We start from the raw sequence: 20,389 nt of genomic DNA, 5'->3' as shown, positions 1-20,389 counted from the left end.
GCCCTCGATGCGCTGCTGCGTGACCGGTGCGAGGTAGTGATCCTGCTGGGCAGCTCACTGCCCCAAGACCGGTTGGAGCACCTGAGCAGAACCTTGCCGGTCGTCTCCGTCACCCGGGCCGTCACCTCGGAAGCCATCGCCAGTGTCGCCACTGACGACCACCGGGGCATGGTCCTGGCCGTGGAACACCTGATTTCCCTCGGCCACCAGCGCATCGCCTACATCGACGCCAACCGTGAAGCCGGCGGCCAGGACCGCCGCGCGGGGTATCAAGACGCCATGGCTGCCGCAGGTCTTGCGGACCAAGCCCTCATCGTGGCCGGTGGCGCCTCGGAGGCCGAAGGTGCAGCCGCTATCACCGAGCTCCTGTCTCAAGACCCCGCCCCCACGGCCGTGATCGCTTTCAACGACCGTTGCGCCGTCGGGGTGATCAGCCAGGCCCGGGTCCTCGGCCACAGCGTTCCCGGGCACCTGTCGGTGGTCGGTTTCGACGACTCCGAGCAGGCATCCCTGCCCTACATCGATCTCACCACCTTGGCCCAGGACCCTCATCAACTGGCCCACACGGCCGTCGAGCTAGCCCTGCGCCACCTCACTACCGCAGAGACAGATACTCCCGCCCCAGGCGAACACATCGTGATTCCCTCACAACTTGTCGCCCGCACCAGCACCGCTCCTATCCACCTCTGATCCTCAAAGGAAACCAAAATGGTCACGTCTTCTATGGGCAGCGCCGCGTCCAAGCCGTCGCTGCCTCCGCTTGTTCCCGGGCCGTATCGCAAACGGCTTGGCACAGTGGCACTCATTGCAACGTTCGGTGGCTTGTTGTTCGGCTACGACACGAGCGTGATTAACGGTGCGATGGAAATCATGTCCCGGCCCGACCAGCTCAATCTCGATGCGATCGGTGAAGGTATAGCGGTCAGCTCGCTGCTCTTCGCTGCCGCCGTTGGCGCCATCTCGGGCGGCCGGTTGTCGGACGCCTGGGGTCGCCGCAAGACCATCATCCTGCTCGCGGCGATGTTCTTCGGCGGAGTGATCTTCTGCGTCGTAGCCCCGAACCTGGCGGTCATGGTGGTGGGCCGCATCATCCTCGGCCTGGCCGTGGGCGCCGCCTCGACCGTGGTACCGGTGTTCCTGGCAGAACTGGCGCCCTTCGAGATCCGCGGTTCACTCGCCGGTCGCAACGAAATGATGATCGTCACCGGTCAGCTTGCCGCGATCGTCATCAACGCGATCATCGGCAACCTCTGGGGCGAGGAGTACCCCTGGGTCTGGCGGGTCATGCTGGCCTTCGCCGCGCTGCCGGCGATTGTGCTGTTCTTCGGCATGCTGCGCATGCCGGAGTCCCCGCGGTGGCTCGTGGAGAAAGGCCGCAACGATGAGGCCCTGGAAATCCTCAAAAGCCTGCGCCCAGAGGGTCGCGCCAAGCCGGAGCTGGATGAGATCTCATTCGTCACCAACGAAGAAGAGAAGCTCATCCCGATGGACCTCGCAGGCATCTTCAGCAACAAGAACCTGTACCGCATCCTGCTCATCGGTTGCGGCATAGGGTTCTTCCAGCAGCTGACCGGCATCAACTCGATTCTCTACTACGGGCAGAAGGTGCTCATCGATGCCGGCTTCTCGGCCGGTGGAGCACTCATCGCGAACATCGCGCCTGCGGTCATCTCAGTCATCACCGCGATCATCGCCCTGCGCATCATCGATCACATCAGCCGCCGCAAAACGTTCTTGTTGGGGTACGGACTGGTGACGATCTGCCACATCCTCATCGGCACCGCCTCCACACTGCTGCCCGAGGGAAGCCCGATCAAGCCGTATGTGCTGCTGGTTCTGATCGTGCTGTTCGTCGGCTCGATGCAACTGTTCCTGAACATCGCCACGTGGGTCACGCTCTCGGAGATCTTCCCACTGAAGATGCGTGCCTTCGGCATGGGCATGTCGGTGTTTATCCTCTGGCTCACCAACGCCTTCCTAGGACTGTTCTTCCCGACAATCATTGCCGCAATTGGAATCTCAGGCTCCTTCTTCGCCTTCGCGGTGGTCAACGTGGTCGCATTCGTCTTCGTCTACAAGGCAGTGCCGGAAACCCGCGGACGCACCCTCGAGGAACTCGAGGAAGATGTCACGACCGGCGCAATCTACGTCATCAACAAGCCACAACGCGTGGACTCCTGACCGCACGCCCGCGATGAGCCCGCCGCCACTCGAGGCGGCGGGCTCATCGCCACTTACGGAACATCCACCGCAGGACGGTCCACCGCTAACCGGCCATATGTAAAGCGAAGCCCGCCCTTTTGGCACCCGCTGTCCGCGCTTCAGCCTGCAACCGGTTAGTTGGTCCTGGTGTTGAAGCTGCACCCGATCCCAGCGCGCAGAACGCTCTCACGAGAACTTCTATTGATCACTTCGAGGAGCTTGCCTTAGGCGTCAGGTAATTCCCCGAACACCTCTCGAGCCACGTGTAGAACCGCTTGCAGGGCCTCGGATTCGTTGTCGCGGACAGGAGATTGCCCCGGTGCGCTGCTCGGGTGAGTCTGAGCCGGTCCGTTATGACGAAGCTGGTTCTGTGTGCGCGGTGGTGCGCCGGTCCGCGAGCAGTAGCGCCGCCACCGTTGCGGACAGCAGGGTCAGGGCGATCGCAGCGGCCTCTACCGCGGTGCCCAGGGAGGTCGTCGTGGCGAGTGCCCCGACGCCGATGGCGGTGGCGGCTTGCAGCGTGTAGGCGATGAGGTAGAGGAATGAGAGGGTCGCGCCGCGGTGATGTTCAGGCGCGAGTCGGGTGATGAGTCCGAGGCCGCCGGTGAACGCCAGCGCGTAGGCGATGCCGCCGATGACGCACCATGCCAGGAACAGCGGGAGGGATTGGAACGCGCTGGCAGCGACCATGAGGGCGAGGCTGACGAGGGTGAGTCCGGTACCGGCCCGGATAAGGGTGCGAGGGGATATGCGGGCGAGGAAGAGTCCCGTGATCCCGATAAACGCGGAGGAGGTGGCGAGGAGAGTGCCGACGATGGCGGTGTCGTCGGTGTGGGTGAACTGGTCGATCATATGCGCGCCGAGAGAGAGGAAGATCGCCCCGACGCTGTAGGCCAGGGCGACCGACAGGGTCGCGATGACGAACCCGATGCGGATGCCGGAGGGCACAAACGGGGCACGGGGCCGCCACCGGGTTCTCACTGAGGGCCGGTCCTCGGGCGTGAGCAACAGGGTGGTGATGGAAGCGCCGGCGAGGGCGAGGAGGACGATGTAGCTCCACAGCAGCGGTAGGGGCAGGTACTCGGCGAAGAGTCCGCTGAGAAGCAAGGCGATGGTGAGGCCGGTGGAAGTCGCGACCGTGGCCATGGTGCTGGCGAACCGAGGACCGCGGCTGGTGTTGTTCTCGATCATAGATGCCGTGGCCGCGCCCATCGCGAGTCCGGCCCCGGCTCCCTGTAGCACGCGCCCGGCGTAGAGGTAGGCGACGTGAGGCGCCAAAGCGATCACGAGTGCGGAGGCGCCGATGAGTGCGATGCCCGTGATCATGATGCGGCGGCGGCCGAACTGGTCGGACAGGTTCCCGAACAGCGGCAGCACCACGATCAGCGCGAGCTGATACGTCGCGAACACGGTAGTCACCACGAGCGGGGTGAGATCCCACTGCTCGGCGTAGATTGGGTAGAGAACGCTCGGCGCACCCGAGGACCACAGCGCGAGGGCGAGGACGAATGCGGCCGCCCAGAACGCTCCCCGCCCGCCGAGCCGGCGGGGAAGCTCCGTCGAAATGCCGTGTGCGCCAGTGGAATCCTGCCGGGTCACGGTGCGGGGTCCGGACGGATGATCAGGCAGGTGCTGGACGCGGTCGCGAGGATACGGCCGCCGTTGTCACGGATGTCGGCATCGGCGAACGCGACGCTGCGACCGTTGCGAGTGACCCACCCGTGGGCGGTGACGGGGCCGGTGTCGGCGGTGATCGGGCGCAGGAACGACACCTTGATCTCCAGGCTGGTGTAGCCGACCCCGGCCGGGAGGGTGGAGTGCACGGCGCACCCGCAGACGGAGTCCAGGATGGTGGCGAAGAACCCGCCGTGCACAGATCCGATCGGGTTGTAGTGCGACTCGTCCGGTACCGCCGTCATCACCACATCCCCCTCGGTCACCGTGACGAACTCGAGTCCGATGTGACTGCTGATCGGCGGTGCCGGCGCTTCGCCTGCGGCGACGGCGCGCAGCTGTTCGAGCCCGGACTTGGCGAACAGGGCCTGTTTGTCCTTCCCGGGCACCTGGTAGTGGATGGTGCGCGACCGCTCCTCTGCGGGTCCATGCTCGCGGGTCGTCATGATCGCCTCACGCCACCGGGACCACGGGCGCGTCGAAGGACTCGATCAGCCCGCCCTGCAGGCCATTTAGGGCCTTCGCGTTCGCCTGGTGCGGGATGCCCACTTCGATCCGGCTGATCTCGTCGAACCGGTCGTACTGCTCGGATTGGCCGGCCTGGTAGGTGTCGATGGAGTTCCCGCCTGCTTCCCCGAAGCGGTCGAAAATCGCCTTCGCCTCCTCTCGCTCCGTGCCGGCACTCCACCCAGTGCCGAAGTTACCCGTTCCCAGGGCGTACTCGGAGACCGGCAGCCCGGTACGACGTCGGTACGTGGTGTAACGCATGCCTGTGTTCCTGTCTGTCATGAACGGACACCGCCTGAAGTCGTGGCCCTTCGGACCCTACCGATGCTAGGTTGGTTATGGCAATCTAGCCAGGGTCGAGGCGCACCGAAGGACGCGCGGCCGCGAAGGAGTGGTGTTGGATGCCTGTGTTCCAGGTGCACGTGCCGGCGGGCAGGTTCTCGTCCGAGCAGAAGCGCACCCTCGGCAAGGCTCTGCCGGAGGCGCTGCACGAGGCGCTCGGCATCCCCGCGGAGGATCAGTTCGTCACGATTACCGGTCACGGACCGGACGAGCTGTTCCTGGACCCGCAGTACATGGGGATGGAGCGCCGCGGCGACGCGGTGATCATCACGGTGCTGTTCACCGCGGAGCGCCCCCTGTCGGACAAACGCGCCCTGATCCGTGCCCTTTGCAGCAAGGTCACCGCGGCGCTCGGGATCGGCAGGGACGACGTGTTCGTCGCACTGATACCGGTGCCGAAGGAGAACTTCTCCTTCGGCCGGGGCGAGCTGCAGCTCGCCCCGGACTCCGACCAGACACCCGCCTGATCCTGCACTCACGGATACGGTGACCCGCGCGCCGATCCGAGTCCACGCCTTCGACGACAAGGCACACCAGGGAGGATGGCAGGTATGCCCCGACAGTCACCGACCCTTGCGCGTGCCCTCGAAAATCCGTGCGCCATCATCCGGAGTCTGGGAGTGCTCAGCGACTCCTGGAGCTTCCTGATCGTCCGGGAGGCGTTCCTTGGCGCAGGCACGTTTGCGCAGTTCCGTGACCGGCTCGGCATCGCCTCGGACGTCCTCAGCACCCGGCTATCGGCGCTGGTCGAGCACGGCGTGCTGCAGAAGAGTCCGTACCGGGAGCCCGGCCAGCGCACCCGCGACGCGTATCAGCTCACCCCGGCAGGTGAGGAGCTGAAGGTCGTCATGGTCGCCATGCAGCAGTGGGGCGAAGCGCATGTCCCCCAGACGCAGGGACCTCGCGTGCTGCCCCTTACCGTCGATACAGGCGAACGCGTCCGCGCCGCTCTGGTAGATCCGTCCGGCCGGATCGTCCCCGACACGGACGTGGCATTCATCCGCACGGACGCCGCCGAAGCCGCGTCCATGTGAGTCCGCCCCGACGACCTGCCGCTCCGGGGGCGTCGTCGCGTCAGTGCGGCAGGATGGCCGCGATCTGGGTGCGGATGCTCGCGAGGAGTTCCGGGATGGTTGATCCCGCGTTCACGCTGGCCGCCAGATCCAGGAACAGGATGGCCGAGATCACCCGAGCCAGCGTCGACGCCTCAGCGGCGGCAGGGACCACAACAGGAACCAAGGATTTCCCGATCGACAACCACGAAAGGTAACGCATGGAATCGCTGTGGCTAGAAGACCTGAACATCGGAGACCGCTTCCGCACCGAGGAGTACGAGATCACCCGGGAGGAGATCCTCGCCTTCGCCGGCCAGTACGACCCGCAGCCCTTCCACCTCGACGAGACGGCCGCGACCGACACGTTCTTCCAGGGCCTGGCCGCCAGCGGCTGGCACACCGCCGCTATCACCATGCGCCTGATCGTCACCAGCGGACTACCCTTCGCCACCGGCATCATCGGCGCCGGAGTGGAATTGACCTGGCCCACCCCCACCAGGCCGGGCGACTTCGTGCACGCGGAGATCACCGTCACCGAAATCAAGGTCTCCCGCTCCCAGCCCGATCGCGGCTTCATCACAGTCGCCTACGACACCCTTACCCGCAGCGGACAGGTGCGCCAATGCACCACCGCCACCCTGCTGATGTTCACGCGCACCTCCCCCACAGGCCCTGCGGAGGTGCCACAGCGCTGAACCCCGCTGACGCAGAGGAGCTCGAGCGCAACCAGGCCATTGCCGGCCCCGGCCGTGCAAGCGTCGAGGCTACCTATACCGAGCCGGGGCAACTCGGGCCGTACACGGACTTCGAAATCGGGATGCTGAACGGGAAGATGAGCCCGCTGCGGTGGGTGCTGGGTAGCGAGTGGGACTTACTCGACACCTGATTCGCCGTACGTAAGCCGGACCTCCAGCGATACCGGATGCGCCCATGCGGAGCTCGCGCAACCATACGTGGTTGCCATGCCCGTTGGCCCCGTGCAATGAAATGCCCGCTCAGGCACGGTATGTGCATCACGATGCCCACAGGCACCGACGGCCTCAAATGATCGTCGCTTGCGGCAACTCTCGGATCCGCCGGTAGAGGGTGGCCCTGGACATCCCCAGGTCTCGGGCGACCTGGGTGGCCGGCTCCCCGGACTCGATCAGACGCAGGGCGTTGCGGATCTGGGAGTCGGTGAAGGTCTGGCGCCGTCCACCGAGGTCCTTGCCGGCGGCCCGGCGCTTGGCCACCGAGTCAGTGATCCGTTCCCGTTTGATCTCCAACTCCATCTGGGCCAGGGCAGCCATGACAGTGAAGACCATCGATCCCATCGGCGTGGCGGTGTCCACATCTCCCCCACCGAGGTTGAGTACCCGCAGCCCGGCACCCCTGCTGCGCAGTTGCTCGGCGAAGGCCAGCATGTTCTGCGTCGACCGTCACAGCCGGTCCAGCGTCGTGATGACCAGCGTGTCTCCCTCCTCAACCGCGGCGATCGACTTATCGAACTGCGGACGCGACGCACGGCCTCCAGACACTCCACTGTCCACATACACGTCATCGGGCCGCACACCAGCATGCAGGAGGTCGGACACTTGACGGTCCGCGTCCTGTTGCCTTGTCGACACACGGGCATACCCGATCAGCTTCCCCATGTCTATCGCATCTGTCTCGCAACTGACGTTGAGTATCCGATTCTAGAGGCATTGATCAAGCACAAGGATGCGAGACATGCAGAACCGCAGAATCATGCGGGCGCAAATTTTTACGACGAGACGTCTCGCATCCCTTGCCTATAGATACAGGTGTAAGAGGACTAACAGCGGGTGTGACATGGAGGACTCCTTCCTCCGGGTCAGTCGGTGGGATCGCGACGGACCCGCACCATGCGGGCCTCCCGCACACCGCCCTCCACCTGCTGCGTGCCGTCCGAGAAGAAGCCGTGCTTCCGGTAGAACGCCTGCGCCCGTGGATTCGGATCGGCGACCCACAGCACCACCGACTCGTCGGGGTTCACGACTGCGTCCAGGAGTGCCGCCCCGACGCCGGTTCCGTGCTCGGCCGCGAGAACGTACAACACGTAGAGCTGCTGGCTCCATCCGGATTCCGGGCTCTCCGGCGGGCCCGCCATGGCGACCCCGATCACCGCGCCGTCGCGTTCAGCCACCGCGATGCACTTCTCGCAGTGGCGCTCATCGACCAAAGCAGTGGTCCAGAACCGTTCTCGAGCGTCAACGAGCACCGGATCATCCAGCACGCGGTCGGGCATTACCCCGCGGTACGTCTCCTGCCACGAGCTCATGTGCATCTTCGCCATGGCAGCAGCGTCCTCGAGACGTGCGGGGCGGACCGTGACCGTGGAGTTCATATGCGGATCCTCTCCCGGACAGGGCTCGATCTGGCGACGTTGATCAGCAGTATGAACTCACCATTGACGACCGGGCAGCGACAAGCTCGCGAGCAGAGCTTCCGGCCGTCGCGTGCGGCATCCGGTGGCTGCCTCGGTGACGTCCGCGGCATCGCCTGTCATGGTGGGCAATGCCGTCCCCGCAAGCGCACACTGGAGGCGGTGTCCCATCCGATCACGGGCGGGCAGCGGCGGGGATCGGTGGGTGCGCAGCCCCCGACCTTCCTGCAGGAATCGGGGTGATGTCGATGAACCTGCTCAGCCAGATCGCCGCCGGAGTCACCGTGGCGGGGTTGGTCTTCGCCTTCGTGCTGGAGGTCTTCTTCCACCGGGATCCGCGCACGTACTCCTTCACCCTCATCCGCCCCCAGGACGTGCCGGCGGTGCGGCTGTGGGTGATCTTCATCGGCCTCTACAACCTGTGCTTCGCTGCCGGGATCGCCGCGGGACTGCTCCTGCTGAACTTCGGGGCGATCGGGGCCGGGCGCGCCTTGGTGCTCTTCGGATGCGCCAGCCACATTGTTCTGGCCGTCTTGTTCCCGTTCGTGGAGCGGCGCCTGTGGCGCAACGCGCTGATGGAAGGGATACCGCCGCTGATCGCTGTTCTGGCCTACCTCGCGTGGGGATGACATCGCAAGGACCGTCGTGGAGCACTTCATCAGCAGAACGCGGCGGGGCATCTCGATCGCTGCGCCGATGGCGCGCACCGATGAGCACGGTGACCGGTACAGCAGATGGCCTCGATCGGCCAGCGATCTCCCCGACTACGGCTGCTCACCACGACTACGGCAGCTCACCACCTCAGGAGACGACAAATCCCAGCAGCCACCAGACCCTCCACGCTTGGGCCCGCCGGTATCCGCTGCCCCTGGATGTCTCGCAACCAAGACGCTCCACAACCCATGGCCTGCGAGACGCGCCAACGCGCCGAAAGCTGATAAGACTCGGTCTCACGCGCCGGCGAACCGGCACCGGATGCAGTGTCAGTCGGTGAAACGTTCGTAGACACTCTGTCGGGAGGTGTTCAATGCCCACCCGGCCCCGGCCCACGAGGCCCCGCTCCCCCGGGCGTCCTCCACGGCATCGTGCAACGCCACGCCGGCCCCCGCTCCAGCAGGCGCAGGAACCTCACCCGCTCCAAAGCGCGGTCGGTGCACTCCTCGGTCTTCGCTGCCGCCCACGCATCCGCGGCCATGCGCAGAAACTGGGATACAGCCACCCCGTCACGGCCGTCCACCGGCACGGAGTGATCGGCCAGAGCGGCCCCCAGCTCCCACGCCGCGTGCGGGGCCGTCACGCCCTGCTGTCCCTCGTGCTCGAGCACGTCCACCTCCGAGGTGTCATAAAATCCTGACACTGTCAGGATCTCCTGACGCTGCTACGAGGTCGAGCATTCCAAGCTGACACCAAGGCACGCATTTCTCTCTCTGGCTCCAGTCTTGCAACCAAGGCGTCACACAACCCATAGCTTGTGAGCCACCGTCCATGACAGCGGATGGCGTCACGTTGCCTTGAGAATTGACCTCCCTCGTCCTGGACCTCGTGAGGTCAACCGCGAAGGCGGCGAAAACGTCCCCGACATACAAGACGAAAACTCTCACCCTCTTGGCATGCGAGGTGCACGGGGGAATCGTTGGCTTACCAAGCGCATGAGAGGCGTGCGCCCACGGCAACAAAAGCGGCACGCCATCAGCGCCCACCGGCGGCCCTGTGCTTCAAGAACGGCTGCACCTATCGAGGGAGCACCTCATGGCCACGATCAACCCCCACCGTGTGACCCACGCCTACGACGGCGAGGAGCTGGCCGTCTTCCTCATCGGCATGCGCATCAACAAGCCGTGGCGGGTGCGCCAGTGGTGGCCGGTCTTCTGTGCGATGCCGCCGATGCTCAAAGAGCTCTCGCTGGATCCTGACTCCGGCCTCCTGGGATACCGGATGACCCTCGGGGCAGGCGGCCCGACGATCATCCAGTACTGGGACTCGACGCAGAAGCTCTACGCCTACGCCTCCGACCCGAACGCCAAGCATCGGCCTGCCTGGGCGAAGTTCAACCGACTGACCCGGAAAGCACCGGCCACCGTGGGAATCTGGCACGAGACGTTCGCGATCGCCCGCGCCGAATCCATCTACGTCGGCATGCCCCCACCGGCCTCGCCAAGGCAACCTCCACCGTGCCCGTGACCGCCCGCTCCGACCGAGCCATCGACCGCTTGACCGGCAAAACCAGCCGGGCCGACAAGGCGCAAGAACCGTCTGCCTAGAACAGGTCTGTCACCCGCCCATTCGGTGCCCCATCCACGCCCCAGCCACGCCCCAGCCACGCCCCGAAACGCTCTTACACCGAATGACGCATCCATTCACGACGAGACGTCTCGCATCCCTCGGGATACGATGCGCCCCGGGGGGGGGGATTTCACGCGTCCGCCGGAGATGGACGTTTCATGAAACCCCGCCCGTCAAAGCGTGGTCACGACCCCTCAGCCGGTGATCCTGTGCTACCCCGCACGATGAGCTTGCACGGGAACCGCCGGTGCTGCGGCGGCAGGTCTGGGGCGACGAGGCGGTCCAGGAGCATCTTTGCCCCGGTCCGAGCCATCTCCCGGCTGGGTTGGCGGACCGTGGTGAGGTCGAAGGAGGGCCAAGAGGCCATGTCCACGTCGTCGTAGCCGATGACCCAGCAGTCCTGCGGGGCTGAGAGTCCGCGGCGGCGCAGGGCGTCGAGGGCCCCGAAGGCCATGTAGTCGTTGGCGCAGAAGATTGCCGCTGGCCGCTCGGCCCGATCCAGCAGCTGGCCGGTCACATGCTGGGCGCGGTCATGGGAGAAGTCGGCCTGGAAGCGCAGCTCCTCGGGGACGGGATGTCCCAGCTCCTGCATCCGGTCGAGGAAACCCCGGCCTCGGTCCCGGGACGTGCTGGCATCGGGCAGGCCGCCGATGAACGCGACCTGGGTGCGTCCGTGGGTGTGGAGGTAGTCGGCCACCAATGCGCCACCGGCCACGTTGTCGCTGGCCACCTGATCGGCGTCGAAACCCTCGACGACACGGTTGATGAGCACGATCGGGCTCTTCTGCTCCAGCGCCACCTGCAGCTCTACCGTCTCTCCGGTGGCGGTGGTGAAAATCACTCCGTCGACGGCCCGTTCCCGGATGGCGGTCAGCGCGTCGTGGTGGCTGCCCCCGCCGGCGTTCCACAGCACGACCCGGTAGCCGGCTCGGTCCAGTTCCCTGGTGAGTTCGTCGAGGACCTCCGGGTAGAAGGGGTTGGTGATGTCCTTGACGACCACCCCGATGATGCGCGCCCGCCGGGTTTTCATGGCTTGGGCCCCGGCGTGGGGAACGTAGCCGAGAGCATCCATGGCCGCCTGCACCTTGAGCCGGGTGTCGGGGGCGATGTTCGTCGCCGACGACATAACCCGGGACACGGTCGCCTGGGACACGCCGGCCAGTCGCGCCACGTCGCGGCTCGTCACCATGCCGTCCTCCTTCGTTGCCGGGCGATCACCCATCAATCGGCTGAGGCCCATGAGACCCGTCCTGTCGTGGGCCATGATCGCCGATGCGCATTCAATCTATACGCCTTCGCGAAGCCTCGGGCGCGACGCACGACCAGTCATGACATAACGATTTTGTATACGTATGCAAACGGGACTGCAGGGGGTTCCGCAATGCTGTGAATACGTATACAGTCGGACGTGTCCTGGTTCACAGGAACCGCCGAGGGGTCGCTGAGTTGCTCCTCGACCGACCACGGAAAGGCCACGCCATGTCCGCAGAAACGACCATCACCTCGTCCGTCGCCTCCACGATGCTCAAGAGCCCGGGGAAGAGCGACACCGGCCGCGGCAGCACCCCTGAGGTCCGGGCCATCGTGGAGGGCGTCATCGATGACATCCGGGACCGCGGTGACGCGGCAGTGCGGGAGTACTCGCAGAAGTTCGACAACTACGGCCCCGAGTCCTTCCTGCTCACCGACGAGCAGCTGGCCGAGATCATGGACAGGGTGCCGCAGCAGGTGATCGACGACATCACCTTCGTGCAGGAGCAGGTCCGGCACATGGCGTCCAAGCAGCTCGAGTCGCTGTCCGACTTCGAGATCGAGACCCGACCCGGGGTGCACCTGGGGCAGAAGAACGTGCCGATCCAGGCCGCCGGCGCCTACATCCCCGGGGGCAAGTACCCACTGCTGGCCAGTGCCCACATGACCATCATCACCGCCAAGGTCGCCGGGGTGCAGCGGGTGGCCGCCTGCACGCCGCTGATCAAGGGGGAGATGCCCGATGCGACGATCGCGGCGATGCACCTGGCCGGGGCGGACGAGATCTACCTGCTGGGCGGCATCCAGGCCGTCGCTGCCATGGCCGTGGGTACCGAGACCATCCAGCCGGTGAACATGCTGGCCGGGCCGGGCAACGCGTTCGTGGCCGAGGCCAAACGCCAGCTGTTCGGGGAGGTCGGCATCGACCTGTTCGCCGGGCCCACCGAGGTGTTGATCGTGGCCGATGAGCACGCCGACCCCTTCATCGTGGCCGTGGACCTGCTCTCCCAGGCCGAGCACGGCCCGGACACCCCGGCGGTGCTGATCACCACCAGCGAGGAGCTGGGCCGGAAGGTCATCGAGCACATCGACGTGCTGCTGGTCGACATGCCCACGAAGGACTTCGCCGAGCCGGCCTGGCGGGATTGGGGCGCGGTGCACATCGTGAGGACTCTGGACGACGCCTACGCCCTGGCCGACGACTACGCCTACGAGCACGTGCAGATCCTCACGGAGAACCCGCGGGAGGCCCTGGAGAAGATGCGCGACTACGGTGCGCTCTTCCTGGGGGAGGGCACCTGCGTGTCCTACGGCGACAAGGTCATCGGCACCAACCATGTGCTGCCGACCCGGGGTGCGGCCCGCTACACCGGTGGTCTGTGGGTGGGCAAGTACCTCAAGACCGTCACCTATCAGGAAGTCACCGACAAGGACTCCAGCGCCTTCTTCGGCGAGCTGTGCGGGCGCGCCTCCCGCGTGGAGCGCTTCGAGGGTCACGCCCGCTCCGGGGACGTCCGTGCGGCAAAGTACCGCGGGGACACCCTCCCCTGGTCCGATCACTCCTTCGGCGCCTGATTCCCCGCACACCTCCTGCTGCTTGTTCCACGACTCGGCAACGAGCCGTGGAACGAGCAGCCCCAGCACCACCCCTGACCGTCGCCCCGCGACCACCGTCTCCCGGAACGGAGCCTTCCATGGCCATCACCGCCACCATGACCCCCGAGCAGGTGCGCCGCCGCACCCTGTACTCGGGCACCATCGGCGCCATCGTCGAGTGGTACGAGTACACCGTCTACGCCACCGCCGCCGCCCTGGTCTTCGGCCCGCTCTTCTTCCCCGCCATGGCCCCGGGCATCGGCCAGATCGCCGCCCTGGCCACCTTCGGCGTCGGGTTCATCGCCCGCCCGATCGGCGCCTTCGTCGCCGGCCACCTCGGGGACCGGATCGGTCGCAAGGCCACCCTGATCCTGACCTTCGCCATCATGACCGTCGCCACCGTGCTCATCGGCCTGCTGCCCACCTACGAGCAGGTGGGCATCTGGGCCCCGATCCTGCTGTGCGTGCTGCGTCTGGCCCAGGGCTTCGCCGTGGGCGGGGAGTGGGGCGGGGCGGCGATAATCGCCGTGGAGAACGCCCCGAAGGGCCGGCGCGGGTTCTACGGCTCCTGGCCCCAGATCGGGGTCTCCTGCGGGCTGCTGCTGGGCACCGCCGCCGTGACCGCCTCCGCGGCGATCTCCGGGGACGCCTTCGAGACCTGGGGCTGGCGGGTGCCGTTCCTGCTGGCCGTCGTGCTGGCGGCGGTGGGGCTATACATCCGGCTCAATGCCGCGGAGTCCCCGGAGTTCCTCGCCGAGCAGGTCCGCATGGCCGAGGCCGGCGAAACGAGCAAGGCCCCGCTCAAGGTCCTGTTCAAGCACCACCGCAAGCCGCTGCTGATCGCGATCTTCGGCCGCTTCGCCGAGGCCGGCAACTACTACCTGTTCACCGTCTTCGTCCTCTCCTACGTCACCACCACCCTGGAGGTCCCGCGCCAGTACGGGCTGGTGGCCGTGATGATCGGTTCGGCGCTGAACATCGTGATGATCCCGGTCTTCGGCCGGCTCTCGGACATCATCGGGCGCAAGAAGACCTTCTTCCTGGGCGGGGCCGCGATCATCGTCACTGCCTGGCCGATCTTCGCCCTGATCCAGACCGGCCAGCAGTGGGCGATCATCCTCGGGGTGGCCCTGTTCCTGGCCCTGGGCCACGCCCTGGTCTACGCCCCGCTGCCGGCGATGTACTGCGAGTTGTTCCCCACCGCGGTGCGCTACTCCGGGATCTCCGTGGGCTACCAGATGGCCTCCATCCTGCTGGCCGGCTTCATGCCTGCCCTGGCCGGAGCCATCGTGCTGTGGACCGGGGGCACGGACGTGGTGGTGCTGATCATCATCGCCACGACCGCCATCGCGATGCTCTCGATCTCCTTCGCCAAGGAGACCAAGGACATCGACCTCGCCGCCATCGGACAGCCGGCGGCAGCCCGCTGACCGGACAACGCGGGAATCCCATGGGCGTGGAGCACCCGGGAACGGACGGGCATAGACCAGAAGGTCCGACGGCACCCCGGGGGCTCCGCGCCCACCCCTGTTCCACAGCAATTCACCTCCGGATAGGTTGGCTCTCATGATCCCAGGCACACCTCCCAGCTCATCCGCCCTCGGCCGATGGCACCGGAGCCGAGGTGAGCGGCGATGACGGCCGGCTACCGTCTCGACGGCCACCGGGCACTGGTGACCGGCGCCGGCCGCGGACTGGGCCGGGCCATCGCCGACACCCTCGCCGGGCTCGGAGCCGTGGTCCACGGCACCAGCCGCGATCCCGCCACCGCCCGGGCGATCGCCGACCGCTACGGCACCGCACCACTGACCCTGGATATCACCGACATCGACTCCTTCCCCGAGTTCGTCGACACCCTGGAGGAAACCGGCGGGATCGACCTGCTGGTCAACAATGCCGGCATCAACATCCCACGCCCGGCCGTGGAGGTCACGGTCCAGGATTGGGATGCCATCATGGACGCCAACCTGAAGGGCAGCTTCTTCCTCACCACCGCCGTGGCCCGAAACTGGCTCTCCCACCACCGCGGCGGAGCAGTCGTCAACGTCGCCTCCCAAGCCGGGCTCGTGGCGATCGAGGAACGCGCCGCCTACGGCACCAGCAAGGCCGGCCTCATCCACCTCACCAAGCTCCTGGCCCTGGAATGGGCCCGGCAGGGCATCCGCGTCAACGCCGTCGCCCCCACCTTCGTGCGCACCGAACTCACCGCCTCCACCCTCGACCGCCCGGACTGGGCGGAAGAGCTGCTCAGCCGCATCCCCGCCGGCCGGTTCGGCGAGCCAGAGGACGTCGCCGGCGCCGTCGCCTTCCTGCTCAGCGACGCCGCCTCCCTCATCACCGGCCAGACCCTGGCCATCGACGGCGGCTACACCATCCGCTAGATCCCCCACGGGCCCCAGCCACCAACGTCATGGCGCCCCCGGAACGTTGCAGGCTCACCCAAGCCTCCCGCATCAGAACCCTCTGCTCACGCGAGCCAGAAGCGACATAGCCCAATGCCCTCATCGCGACGGCCGCAAAGAGAGCAGCCCGACAGCGCCAGGCGCACCCCGGGCAGGCAGCACCGCGTTCCGAGCAGAACCGCACCGCACCGATCACCTCCCAGTAAGACCACCGCCTGTCTCACAACTAAACTGTCTCAAATCCCCTGCGTTGCAGGAGGGACTGTCGCTCTAACGGTGTAAGAGGCGTTTCCATGGTTAGTGGTTCTCCGCCGCCGGCATGCGGTCGGCGAAGGTGAAGAGCGAAGGCGTTCAGCGCCGGCTTCCACCGTGTGACCCATCGTGTCTGCCCGGTGCCCTTCGGGTCCAGGGATCACACGACCAGGCACAGGGTCTTCATCGCGGACTGCTCGTTCGGGAAGTGCCCCCGGGCCCGTACGGCCCTCCGGAACCGGGCGTTGAGCGACTCGATCGCATTCGTCGAACAGATCACCCGGCGGATCTCCACGTCGCAGTCCTTCGAACGGCACGAACTCCGTCCACGCCCCGCGCCAGAGTCGGCTGATCGCTGGGTACCGGGCGCCCCACTTGTCCTCCACTTCCTCCAGGGCTGACTCGGCGGCGGCCGCGGTCGGGGCGGTGTAGACGGGCTTGAGGTCCTTGGCGAGCTCGTCCCAGTACTTCCTTGAGGCGTAGCGGAACGTCCCGCGGATCAGGTGGATGATGCAGGTTTGGACGATCGCGGCCGAAAAGACCGCGTTGACGCTGTCGGGCAGGCCTTTCAGCCCGTCGCAGACCACGGAGAAGACGTCCTTGACCCCGCGGGACTTCAGGTCGTTGAGCACGGCGTACCAGAACCTCGCCGACTCCCCGTCGCCGTCCCCGACCCACATCCCGAGGATGTCCTTGTGCCTGGCCAGGTCCACCCCGATCGCGGCGTAGACGGGCCGGTTGCGGACCTGCCCGTCCCTGACTTTCACCATGATCGCGTCGATGAAGATCGCCGCGTTGACCTGCTCCAGCGGCCGGGCCCACCACGCCTGCATCTCCTCGATCACGCGGTCAGTGATGCGGGTGACGGTGTCCTTGGAGACCTCCGCACCGTAGACCTCGCCCAGATGCGCGCTGATCTCCCCGGTGGTCAGACCCTTGGCCGACAGGGACAGCATGACTTGGTCCAGGTCCGTCAGGCGCCGCTGGCGCTTGCGCACGATCAACGGCTCGAAGGACGCCTCGCGGTCGCGGGGCACCTCGATCTGCACGGGGCCGGCGTTGTCGGTGGAGACCGTCTTGGCCCGCTTCTCGTTGCGCGAGTTACCCCGGTTGCGGCCCTCTGGCTCGCCGTGTTCGTAGCCGAGGTGCTCGTTCATCTCCTCGTCCAAGGCGGCCTCGACGACCATCTTGGTCAGCTGCTTCGCCCAGCCCGCCCGGGCCGGTCAACGCCGCCCCGCTGGCCCGGGCGGCGCGGACCAGTTCCCGGACGGTGTCTTGTTCGGCAGCGCTCAGCTGCGGGCTCTCTTCCGGCTCCTCACAGGGTGTCGGTGGGCTCACGTCCACCAGTGTCTCGATCTTCTCGCGCATGTCGCCCCTCCGACCCCACTCGGGGTGACTGGACCTCTTACACCGTTACTGCGATAGTCCCGGCGCGTCTCCGAAGCCTGGGCTCTGCGATCTACCGGTCCACGGCTCCGGCAAAGGACTCCCTGTAGCAGCACTGTGTCGACGGTCGGGTTCGAAGCAGCCCGGAGACCGTACCGTGGCCGAGGCGGCCCTGTACCCTGGCTGGCATGGCGGTTCAAAGGCCGCCGGCGGTGTTCACCTCCGGCGATGCGACGGCGGGCCTGGCCGTGTTCCAGGAAGCCTTCGGACTACGGGCCACACCGGCGGATACGGACGGGCCGTTCTACTTGGCACTCTCCGGGACCGGTGAGGGGTCCGTGCGGTACGGACGGCTACGCCTGGGCGGTTCGGCGGTCCTCGAGACCCAGCACGACCCCCGCGTGGTACGGGTCGGACAAGTACTCAACGGCACCGGAGGCACCACCGGGATCCGGGGCCGGTTCCCACGACAGGGCCCGTTCCTGTTCACCCCGGACCTGCCGCCCGGTCACTGGCAGGACCTGGACCTGCTCACCGTCGGCCTGGATGCCACCGCCGTGGAGGACCACGCCCGCCAGCTACTGGGCGCGGAGGCGTTCCGCCTGAGATTCACCGGCACCCGCCCGGTCTCGGCGGTCATGGCGAGGTACTGGCTCAGTGCGGTGACCCATCTGCACCGCGGCCTCCAGCCCAACGACCAGGTGATGAGCAATCCCTTGTTGCGCGCCGAGGCGGTCCGGTCCCTGACCACCGCCCTGCTGCACACCTTCCCCAGCACCTTCTTGACACCCCCCACCACCGATCGCCTCCCACCGCCTTCGGGGACCACCCAGCGAGCCGTGGCATTCATCGAGGCCCACCTGGAGGAACACCTCACGGTGGCCCAGATCGCCGCCGCCTCCCGGTTGAGCCCCCGGGGTCTGCAAGCAGCCTTCCGCCGTGAGCTGGACACCACCCCGATGGCCTACCTGCACGGTGTCCGCCTGGAAGCCGCCCACCGGGACCTGCAGGCCGGCGACCCCACGACCGGGGCAACCGTGGCGGCCATCGCTGCCCGGTGGCGGCTCCCCCATCGAGGACGCTTCGCCGCCGCCTATCGCCACCGTTACGGGCAGGACCCTGCCACCACCCTGCGCAGCTGACCGGTTCCCGGACACGCCCACCGATGCCACTGCCCTCCCCGGCCTGGGCCGGGCGGGCGCCACTGGATAACCTGGAGGCCATGACGTCCGCCATAAGGAGCCGATCCTGCCGGTGGGAGACTGCGGAGGCCCCACACCGGTTCCTCCGCGGCAGGAGGGAGGGTCCGTGAGCCGACCGGCGCCGATCCGCCTGCATTTTTCCACCACCGATCCCGAAGTGGGCAACGAGGCGTTGCAGCAGGTCTACGCCCGGGCCCGCATGGGCCGGGTGACCGACCCGGCCACGTTCCGCTACAGCCAGGACATCCACGGGGACGCGGACCTGGCCCTGGGCCAGATGCACTTCCACGGCACCGTCGCCGGGCACTTGGTCCAGGAGCAGGCCTTCTCGGTGATCGCCCCGACCGGGGGATCTGTCCGCTGGGAGATCGACGACCACAGGGGAAGGGGCCACCACCTGTTCCTGCTCCAGCCCGGGCAGCACTACTACGGTGAGTCCGAGCACCTGCACGTGGACTCAGCCAATCTCGGCCTGCCCGCACTGGAGGACCTCGCCCGCACCGTCTACGGCGACGAGCACCTGACCATCGGCTTCGCCACGCCCCACCCGGTCTCGGCCGCCACTGCCACCTACTGGCAAGCCACCTACCGATTCGTCCACGAGGCCCTCACCGATCCCGCCACCGCCGAGATCCCCCTGCTACGGGCTGACCTGCTGCGCCGAATGGCGGTTGCCACCCTGGAGACCTTCCCCCTGACCGGAGATCCACGGGCGCGCCGGGCCTCCGTGGCGGCCCGGCAAGCGGCCTACACGCGCGCGGTGGAGTTCATCCACGCCACCTTGTCGCTGCCGATCACCCTCGAGGACGTAGCCCGCCACGCCGGGGTGTCCACCATCGAGCTCACCCGAGCCTTCCGCGCCCACATCAGCATCACCCCCGGGGCCTACCTGCGAGGGTTGCGCCTGGCCGCCGCCCACACCGAGCTGCGGGCCGCAGACCCCGGATTGGGGGCCACGGTGAGCGCGATCGCCGCCCGCTGGGGTTTCGCCCATCCCGGCGACTTCGCCCGCCGCCACCGCCAGGCCTACGGCGTCAACCCCTCCCACACCCTGCGACACTAGACGCGTCTGCCCATAGACCTTCGAGCCAGCAGGCAGGCCACACCATCAACCATGGTCGAGTCTTATCACCAAAGCGACTCATAACCCATAGGTTGAAAGACGCCATTTAGTCGTGCATCGCCACCTAGTGAAGTTACTTCATTATGAAGTATGCTCACTGATTTGGAGTATCATTGTCCCGGTACCGTGCTCTTGGTTCGAAGCTGCAGGCGGTTACGAGGGGGGCGGGTTTTGGGCTGACTCCGGTGCAGTCATCAGCGCACGACTCGAGGAGGACTTCCCGTGACACCCGACATCGATTCCCGCCGCAGCACCGACCTTATTCGTTCCGCCTTCGGGCTCCTCAACGCACACGACGTGCAGGCCTGCGCCGAGCTGCTGACTGAGGACTTCATCATCAATCTGGCCGGGATGGCCTACCAGCAGCACGGACGGCAGGCATGGCAGGCCAATGTGGAAATGATGCTCGGGGCTTTCCCCGATCTCCACGCCGAGATTCTCGACATCTTCGGCCAGGAGGACCGTGTCGCGGTACGGCTGACGTTCCGCGGAACCCACCGCGGTGAGTTCCAGGGGATAGCCCCCACCGGACGGGAGGTCCACTACGACAGCATCGAGCTGTACCGGGTGACCGACGGGCGCCTGGCCGAGGAGTGGATCGCCTCGGACATTGCGACCCTGATGCACCAGATCACCGGCCCCTCCGTCGAGGACTCCCCCACCGGCGGCAACACAAAAAACTGAAGCTGCGAGCTGCCTCCCGGGCGCCGGCCGTACCCGGGACGCAG

Annotated in this window: 19 protein-coding genes and 2 pseudogenes; 13 read left to right on the top strand and 8 right to left on the bottom strand. The window is 66.7% G+C overall.

Translation table 11 applies throughout. The features are described from left to right. Together ACYVM4_RS17520 and ACYVM4_RS17515 are read left to right on the top strand one after the other, a co-directional pair. Positions 1 to 690 (top strand): LacI family DNA-binding transcriptional regulator (locus ACYVM4_RS17520; RefSeq protein WP_460669351.1); only part of this gene is annotated, 690 nt, incomplete at its 5' end. Positions 691 to 708: 18 nt separating this feature from the next. After that, the gene (locus ACYVM4_RS17515) at positions 709 to 2,181 is read left to right on the top strand and encodes a sugar porter family MFS transporter (RefSeq protein ID WP_460669350.1); all 1,473 of its coding nucleotides are present in this window, start codon (positions 709 to 711) and stop codon (positions 2,179 to 2,181) included. Between the two features lie 372 nt (positions 2,182 to 2,553). On the opposite strand, the gene ACYVM4_RS17510 is transcribed toward ACYVM4_RS17515, so the two are convergent. Genes ACYVM4_RS17510 through ACYVM4_RS17500 form a run of 3 tightly spaced genes read right to left on the bottom strand, consistent with a single transcriptional unit; the run spans position 2,554 to position 4,644 of the window. After that, entirely contained in the window at positions 2,554 to 3,801 is a 1,248-nt protein-coding gene (locus tag ACYVM4_RS17510) for an MFS transporter (RefSeq protein WP_460669349.1), read from the bottom strand. Next, positions 3,798 to 4,322 carry a PaaI family thioesterase gene (locus ACYVM4_RS17505; RefSeq protein ID WP_368823435.1) on the bottom strand — a complete coding sequence of 175 codons (525 nt, stop codon included), beginning with the start codon at positions 4,320 to 4,322 and terminating at the stop codon, positions 3,798 to 3,800. The genes ACYVM4_RS17510 and ACYVM4_RS17505 overlap by 4 nt, the downstream gene beginning before the upstream one ends. Positions 4,323 to 4,329: 7 nt before the next feature. Beyond that, positions 4,330 to 4,644 (bottom strand): hypothetical protein, encoded by a 315-nt coding sequence (locus ACYVM4_RS17500; RefSeq protein ID WP_460669348.1) that lies wholly within the window; start codon positions 4,642 to 4,644, stop codon positions 4,330 to 4,332. A 140-nt stretch (positions 4,645 to 4,784) separates the two neighbouring features. Here ACYVM4_RS17500 and ACYVM4_RS17495 point away from each other — a divergent pair, with 140 nt between their 5' ends. Beyond that, positions 4,785 to 5,192, top strand: coding sequence for a tautomerase family protein (locus ACYVM4_RS17495; protein WP_368823433.1), 408 nt, complete (start codon positions 4,785 to 4,787; stop codon positions 5,190 to 5,192). A 153-nt stretch (positions 5,193 to 5,345) separates the two neighbouring features. Then, the gene (locus tag ACYVM4_RS17490) at positions 5,346 to 5,759 is read left to right on the top strand and encodes a winged helix-turn-helix transcriptional regulator (protein WP_368823432.1); all 414 of its coding nucleotides are present in this window, start codon (positions 5,346 to 5,348) and stop codon (positions 5,757 to 5,759) included. Positions 5,760 to 5,799: 40 nt separating this feature from the next. On the opposite strand, the gene ACYVM4_RS17485 is transcribed toward ACYVM4_RS17490, so the two are convergent. Next, entirely contained in the window at positions 5,800 to 6,000 is a 201-nt protein-coding gene (locus tag ACYVM4_RS17485) for a hypothetical protein (RefSeq protein ID WP_460669347.1), read from the bottom strand. On the opposite strand from ACYVM4_RS17485, the gene ACYVM4_RS17480 reads away from it, so the two are divergent. Beyond that, the gene (locus ACYVM4_RS17480; RefSeq protein ID WP_460669346.1) at positions 5,999 to 6,475 is read left to right on the top strand and encodes a MaoC family dehydratase; all 477 of its coding nucleotides are present in this window, start codon (positions 5,999 to 6,001) and stop codon (positions 6,473 to 6,475) included. The two genes, ACYVM4_RS17485 and ACYVM4_RS17480, sit on opposite strands and share 2 nt — an antisense overlap. Positions 6,476 to 6,820: 345 nt before the next feature. Here ACYVM4_RS17480 and ACYVM4_RS17475 read toward each other — a convergent pair. Both ACYVM4_RS17475 and ACYVM4_RS17470 read right to left on the bottom strand, forming a co-directional pair. Then, positions 6,821 to 7,414 (bottom strand): annotated as a pseudogene (locus tag ACYVM4_RS17475) (recombinase family protein). A 200-nt stretch (positions 7,415 to 7,614) separates the two neighbouring features. After that, on the bottom strand, positions 7,615 to 8,127 hold the full coding sequence (locus tag ACYVM4_RS17470; protein WP_460669345.1) for a GNAT family N-acetyltransferase: 513 nt from the start codon (positions 8,125 to 8,127) through the stop codon (positions 7,615 to 7,617). A gap of 281 nt (positions 8,128 to 8,408) precedes the next feature. Here ACYVM4_RS17470 and ACYVM4_RS17465 point away from each other — a divergent pair, with 281 nt between their 5' ends. Beyond that, positions 8,409 to 8,795, top strand: coding sequence for a DUF1304 family protein (locus tag ACYVM4_RS17465; RefSeq protein WP_460669359.1), 387 nt, complete (start codon positions 8,409 to 8,411; stop codon positions 8,793 to 8,795). Between the two features lie 1,120 nt (positions 8,796 to 9,915). Beyond that, positions 9,916 to 10,347, top strand: a complete 432-nt coding sequence (locus tag ACYVM4_RS17460) for a DUF4188 domain-containing protein (RefSeq protein WP_460669344.1) — start codon at positions 9,916 to 9,918, stop codon at positions 10,345 to 10,347. Positions 10,348 to 10,633: 286 nt separating this feature from the next. Here the strand turns inward: ACYVM4_RS17460 and ACYVM4_RS17455 are convergent, their stop codons facing one another. Then, positions 10,634 to 11,638: a LacI family DNA-binding transcriptional regulator gene (locus ACYVM4_RS17455; RefSeq protein ID WP_460669343.1), complete on the bottom strand. Its 1,005-nt coding sequence runs from the start codon at positions 11,636 to 11,638 to the stop codon at positions 10,634 to 10,636. Between the two features lie 290 nt (positions 11,639 to 11,928). Between ACYVM4_RS17455 and hisD the strand changes: the two genes are divergently transcribed. The 3 genes from hisD to ACYVM4_RS17440 all read left to right on the top strand — a co-directional run bounded on the left by hisD (position 11,929) and on the right by ACYVM4_RS17440 (position 15,677). Beyond that, positions 11,929 to 13,275 (top strand): histidinol dehydrogenase, encoded by a 1,347-nt coding sequence (hisD, locus tag ACYVM4_RS17450; protein WP_460669342.1) that lies wholly within the window; start codon positions 11,929 to 11,931, stop codon positions 13,273 to 13,275. A gap of 119 nt (positions 13,276 to 13,394) precedes the next feature. Continuing rightward, positions 13,395 to 14,726, top strand: coding sequence for an MFS transporter (locus ACYVM4_RS17445; RefSeq protein ID WP_368823425.1), 1,332 nt, complete (start codon positions 13,395 to 13,397; stop codon positions 14,724 to 14,726). Between the two features lie 204 nt (positions 14,727 to 14,930). Beyond that, the gene (locus ACYVM4_RS17440; RefSeq protein ID WP_368823424.1) at positions 14,931 to 15,677 is read left to right on the top strand and encodes an SDR family NAD(P)-dependent oxidoreductase; all 747 of its coding nucleotides are present in this window, start codon (positions 14,931 to 14,933) and stop codon (positions 15,675 to 15,677) included. A gap of 318 nt (positions 15,678 to 15,995) precedes the next feature. Here the strand turns inward: ACYVM4_RS17440 and ACYVM4_RS17435 are convergent. Then, positions 15,996 to 17,318: pseudogene (locus tag ACYVM4_RS17435) on the bottom strand (IS256 family transposase). 206 nt (positions 17,319 to 17,524) lie between these two features. Between ACYVM4_RS17435 and ACYVM4_RS17430 the strand changes: the two are divergent. From ACYVM4_RS17430 to ACYVM4_RS17420, 3 genes are all read left to right on the top strand, one after another. After that, positions 17,525 to 18,478, top strand: a complete 954-nt coding sequence (locus ACYVM4_RS17430) for a helix-turn-helix transcriptional regulator (protein ID WP_368820148.1) — start codon at positions 17,525 to 17,527, stop codon at positions 18,476 to 18,478. A 166-nt stretch (positions 18,479 to 18,644) separates the two neighbouring features. Next, entirely contained in the window at positions 18,645 to 19,601 is a 957-nt protein-coding gene (locus ACYVM4_RS17425) for a helix-turn-helix transcriptional regulator (protein WP_368820147.1), read from the top strand. A gap of 282 nt (positions 19,602 to 19,883) precedes the next feature. Continuing rightward, positions 19,884 to 20,345 (top strand): ester cyclase, encoded by a 462-nt coding sequence (locus tag ACYVM4_RS17420; RefSeq protein ID WP_460669341.1) that lies wholly within the window; start codon positions 19,884 to 19,886, stop codon positions 20,343 to 20,345. The last annotated feature ends 44 nt before the right edge of the window (positions 20,346 to 20,389 follow it).

This window comes from Kocuria himachalensis, assembly GCF_054784195.1.
This window is presented reverse-complemented; position numbering and strand designations above follow the sequence as displayed.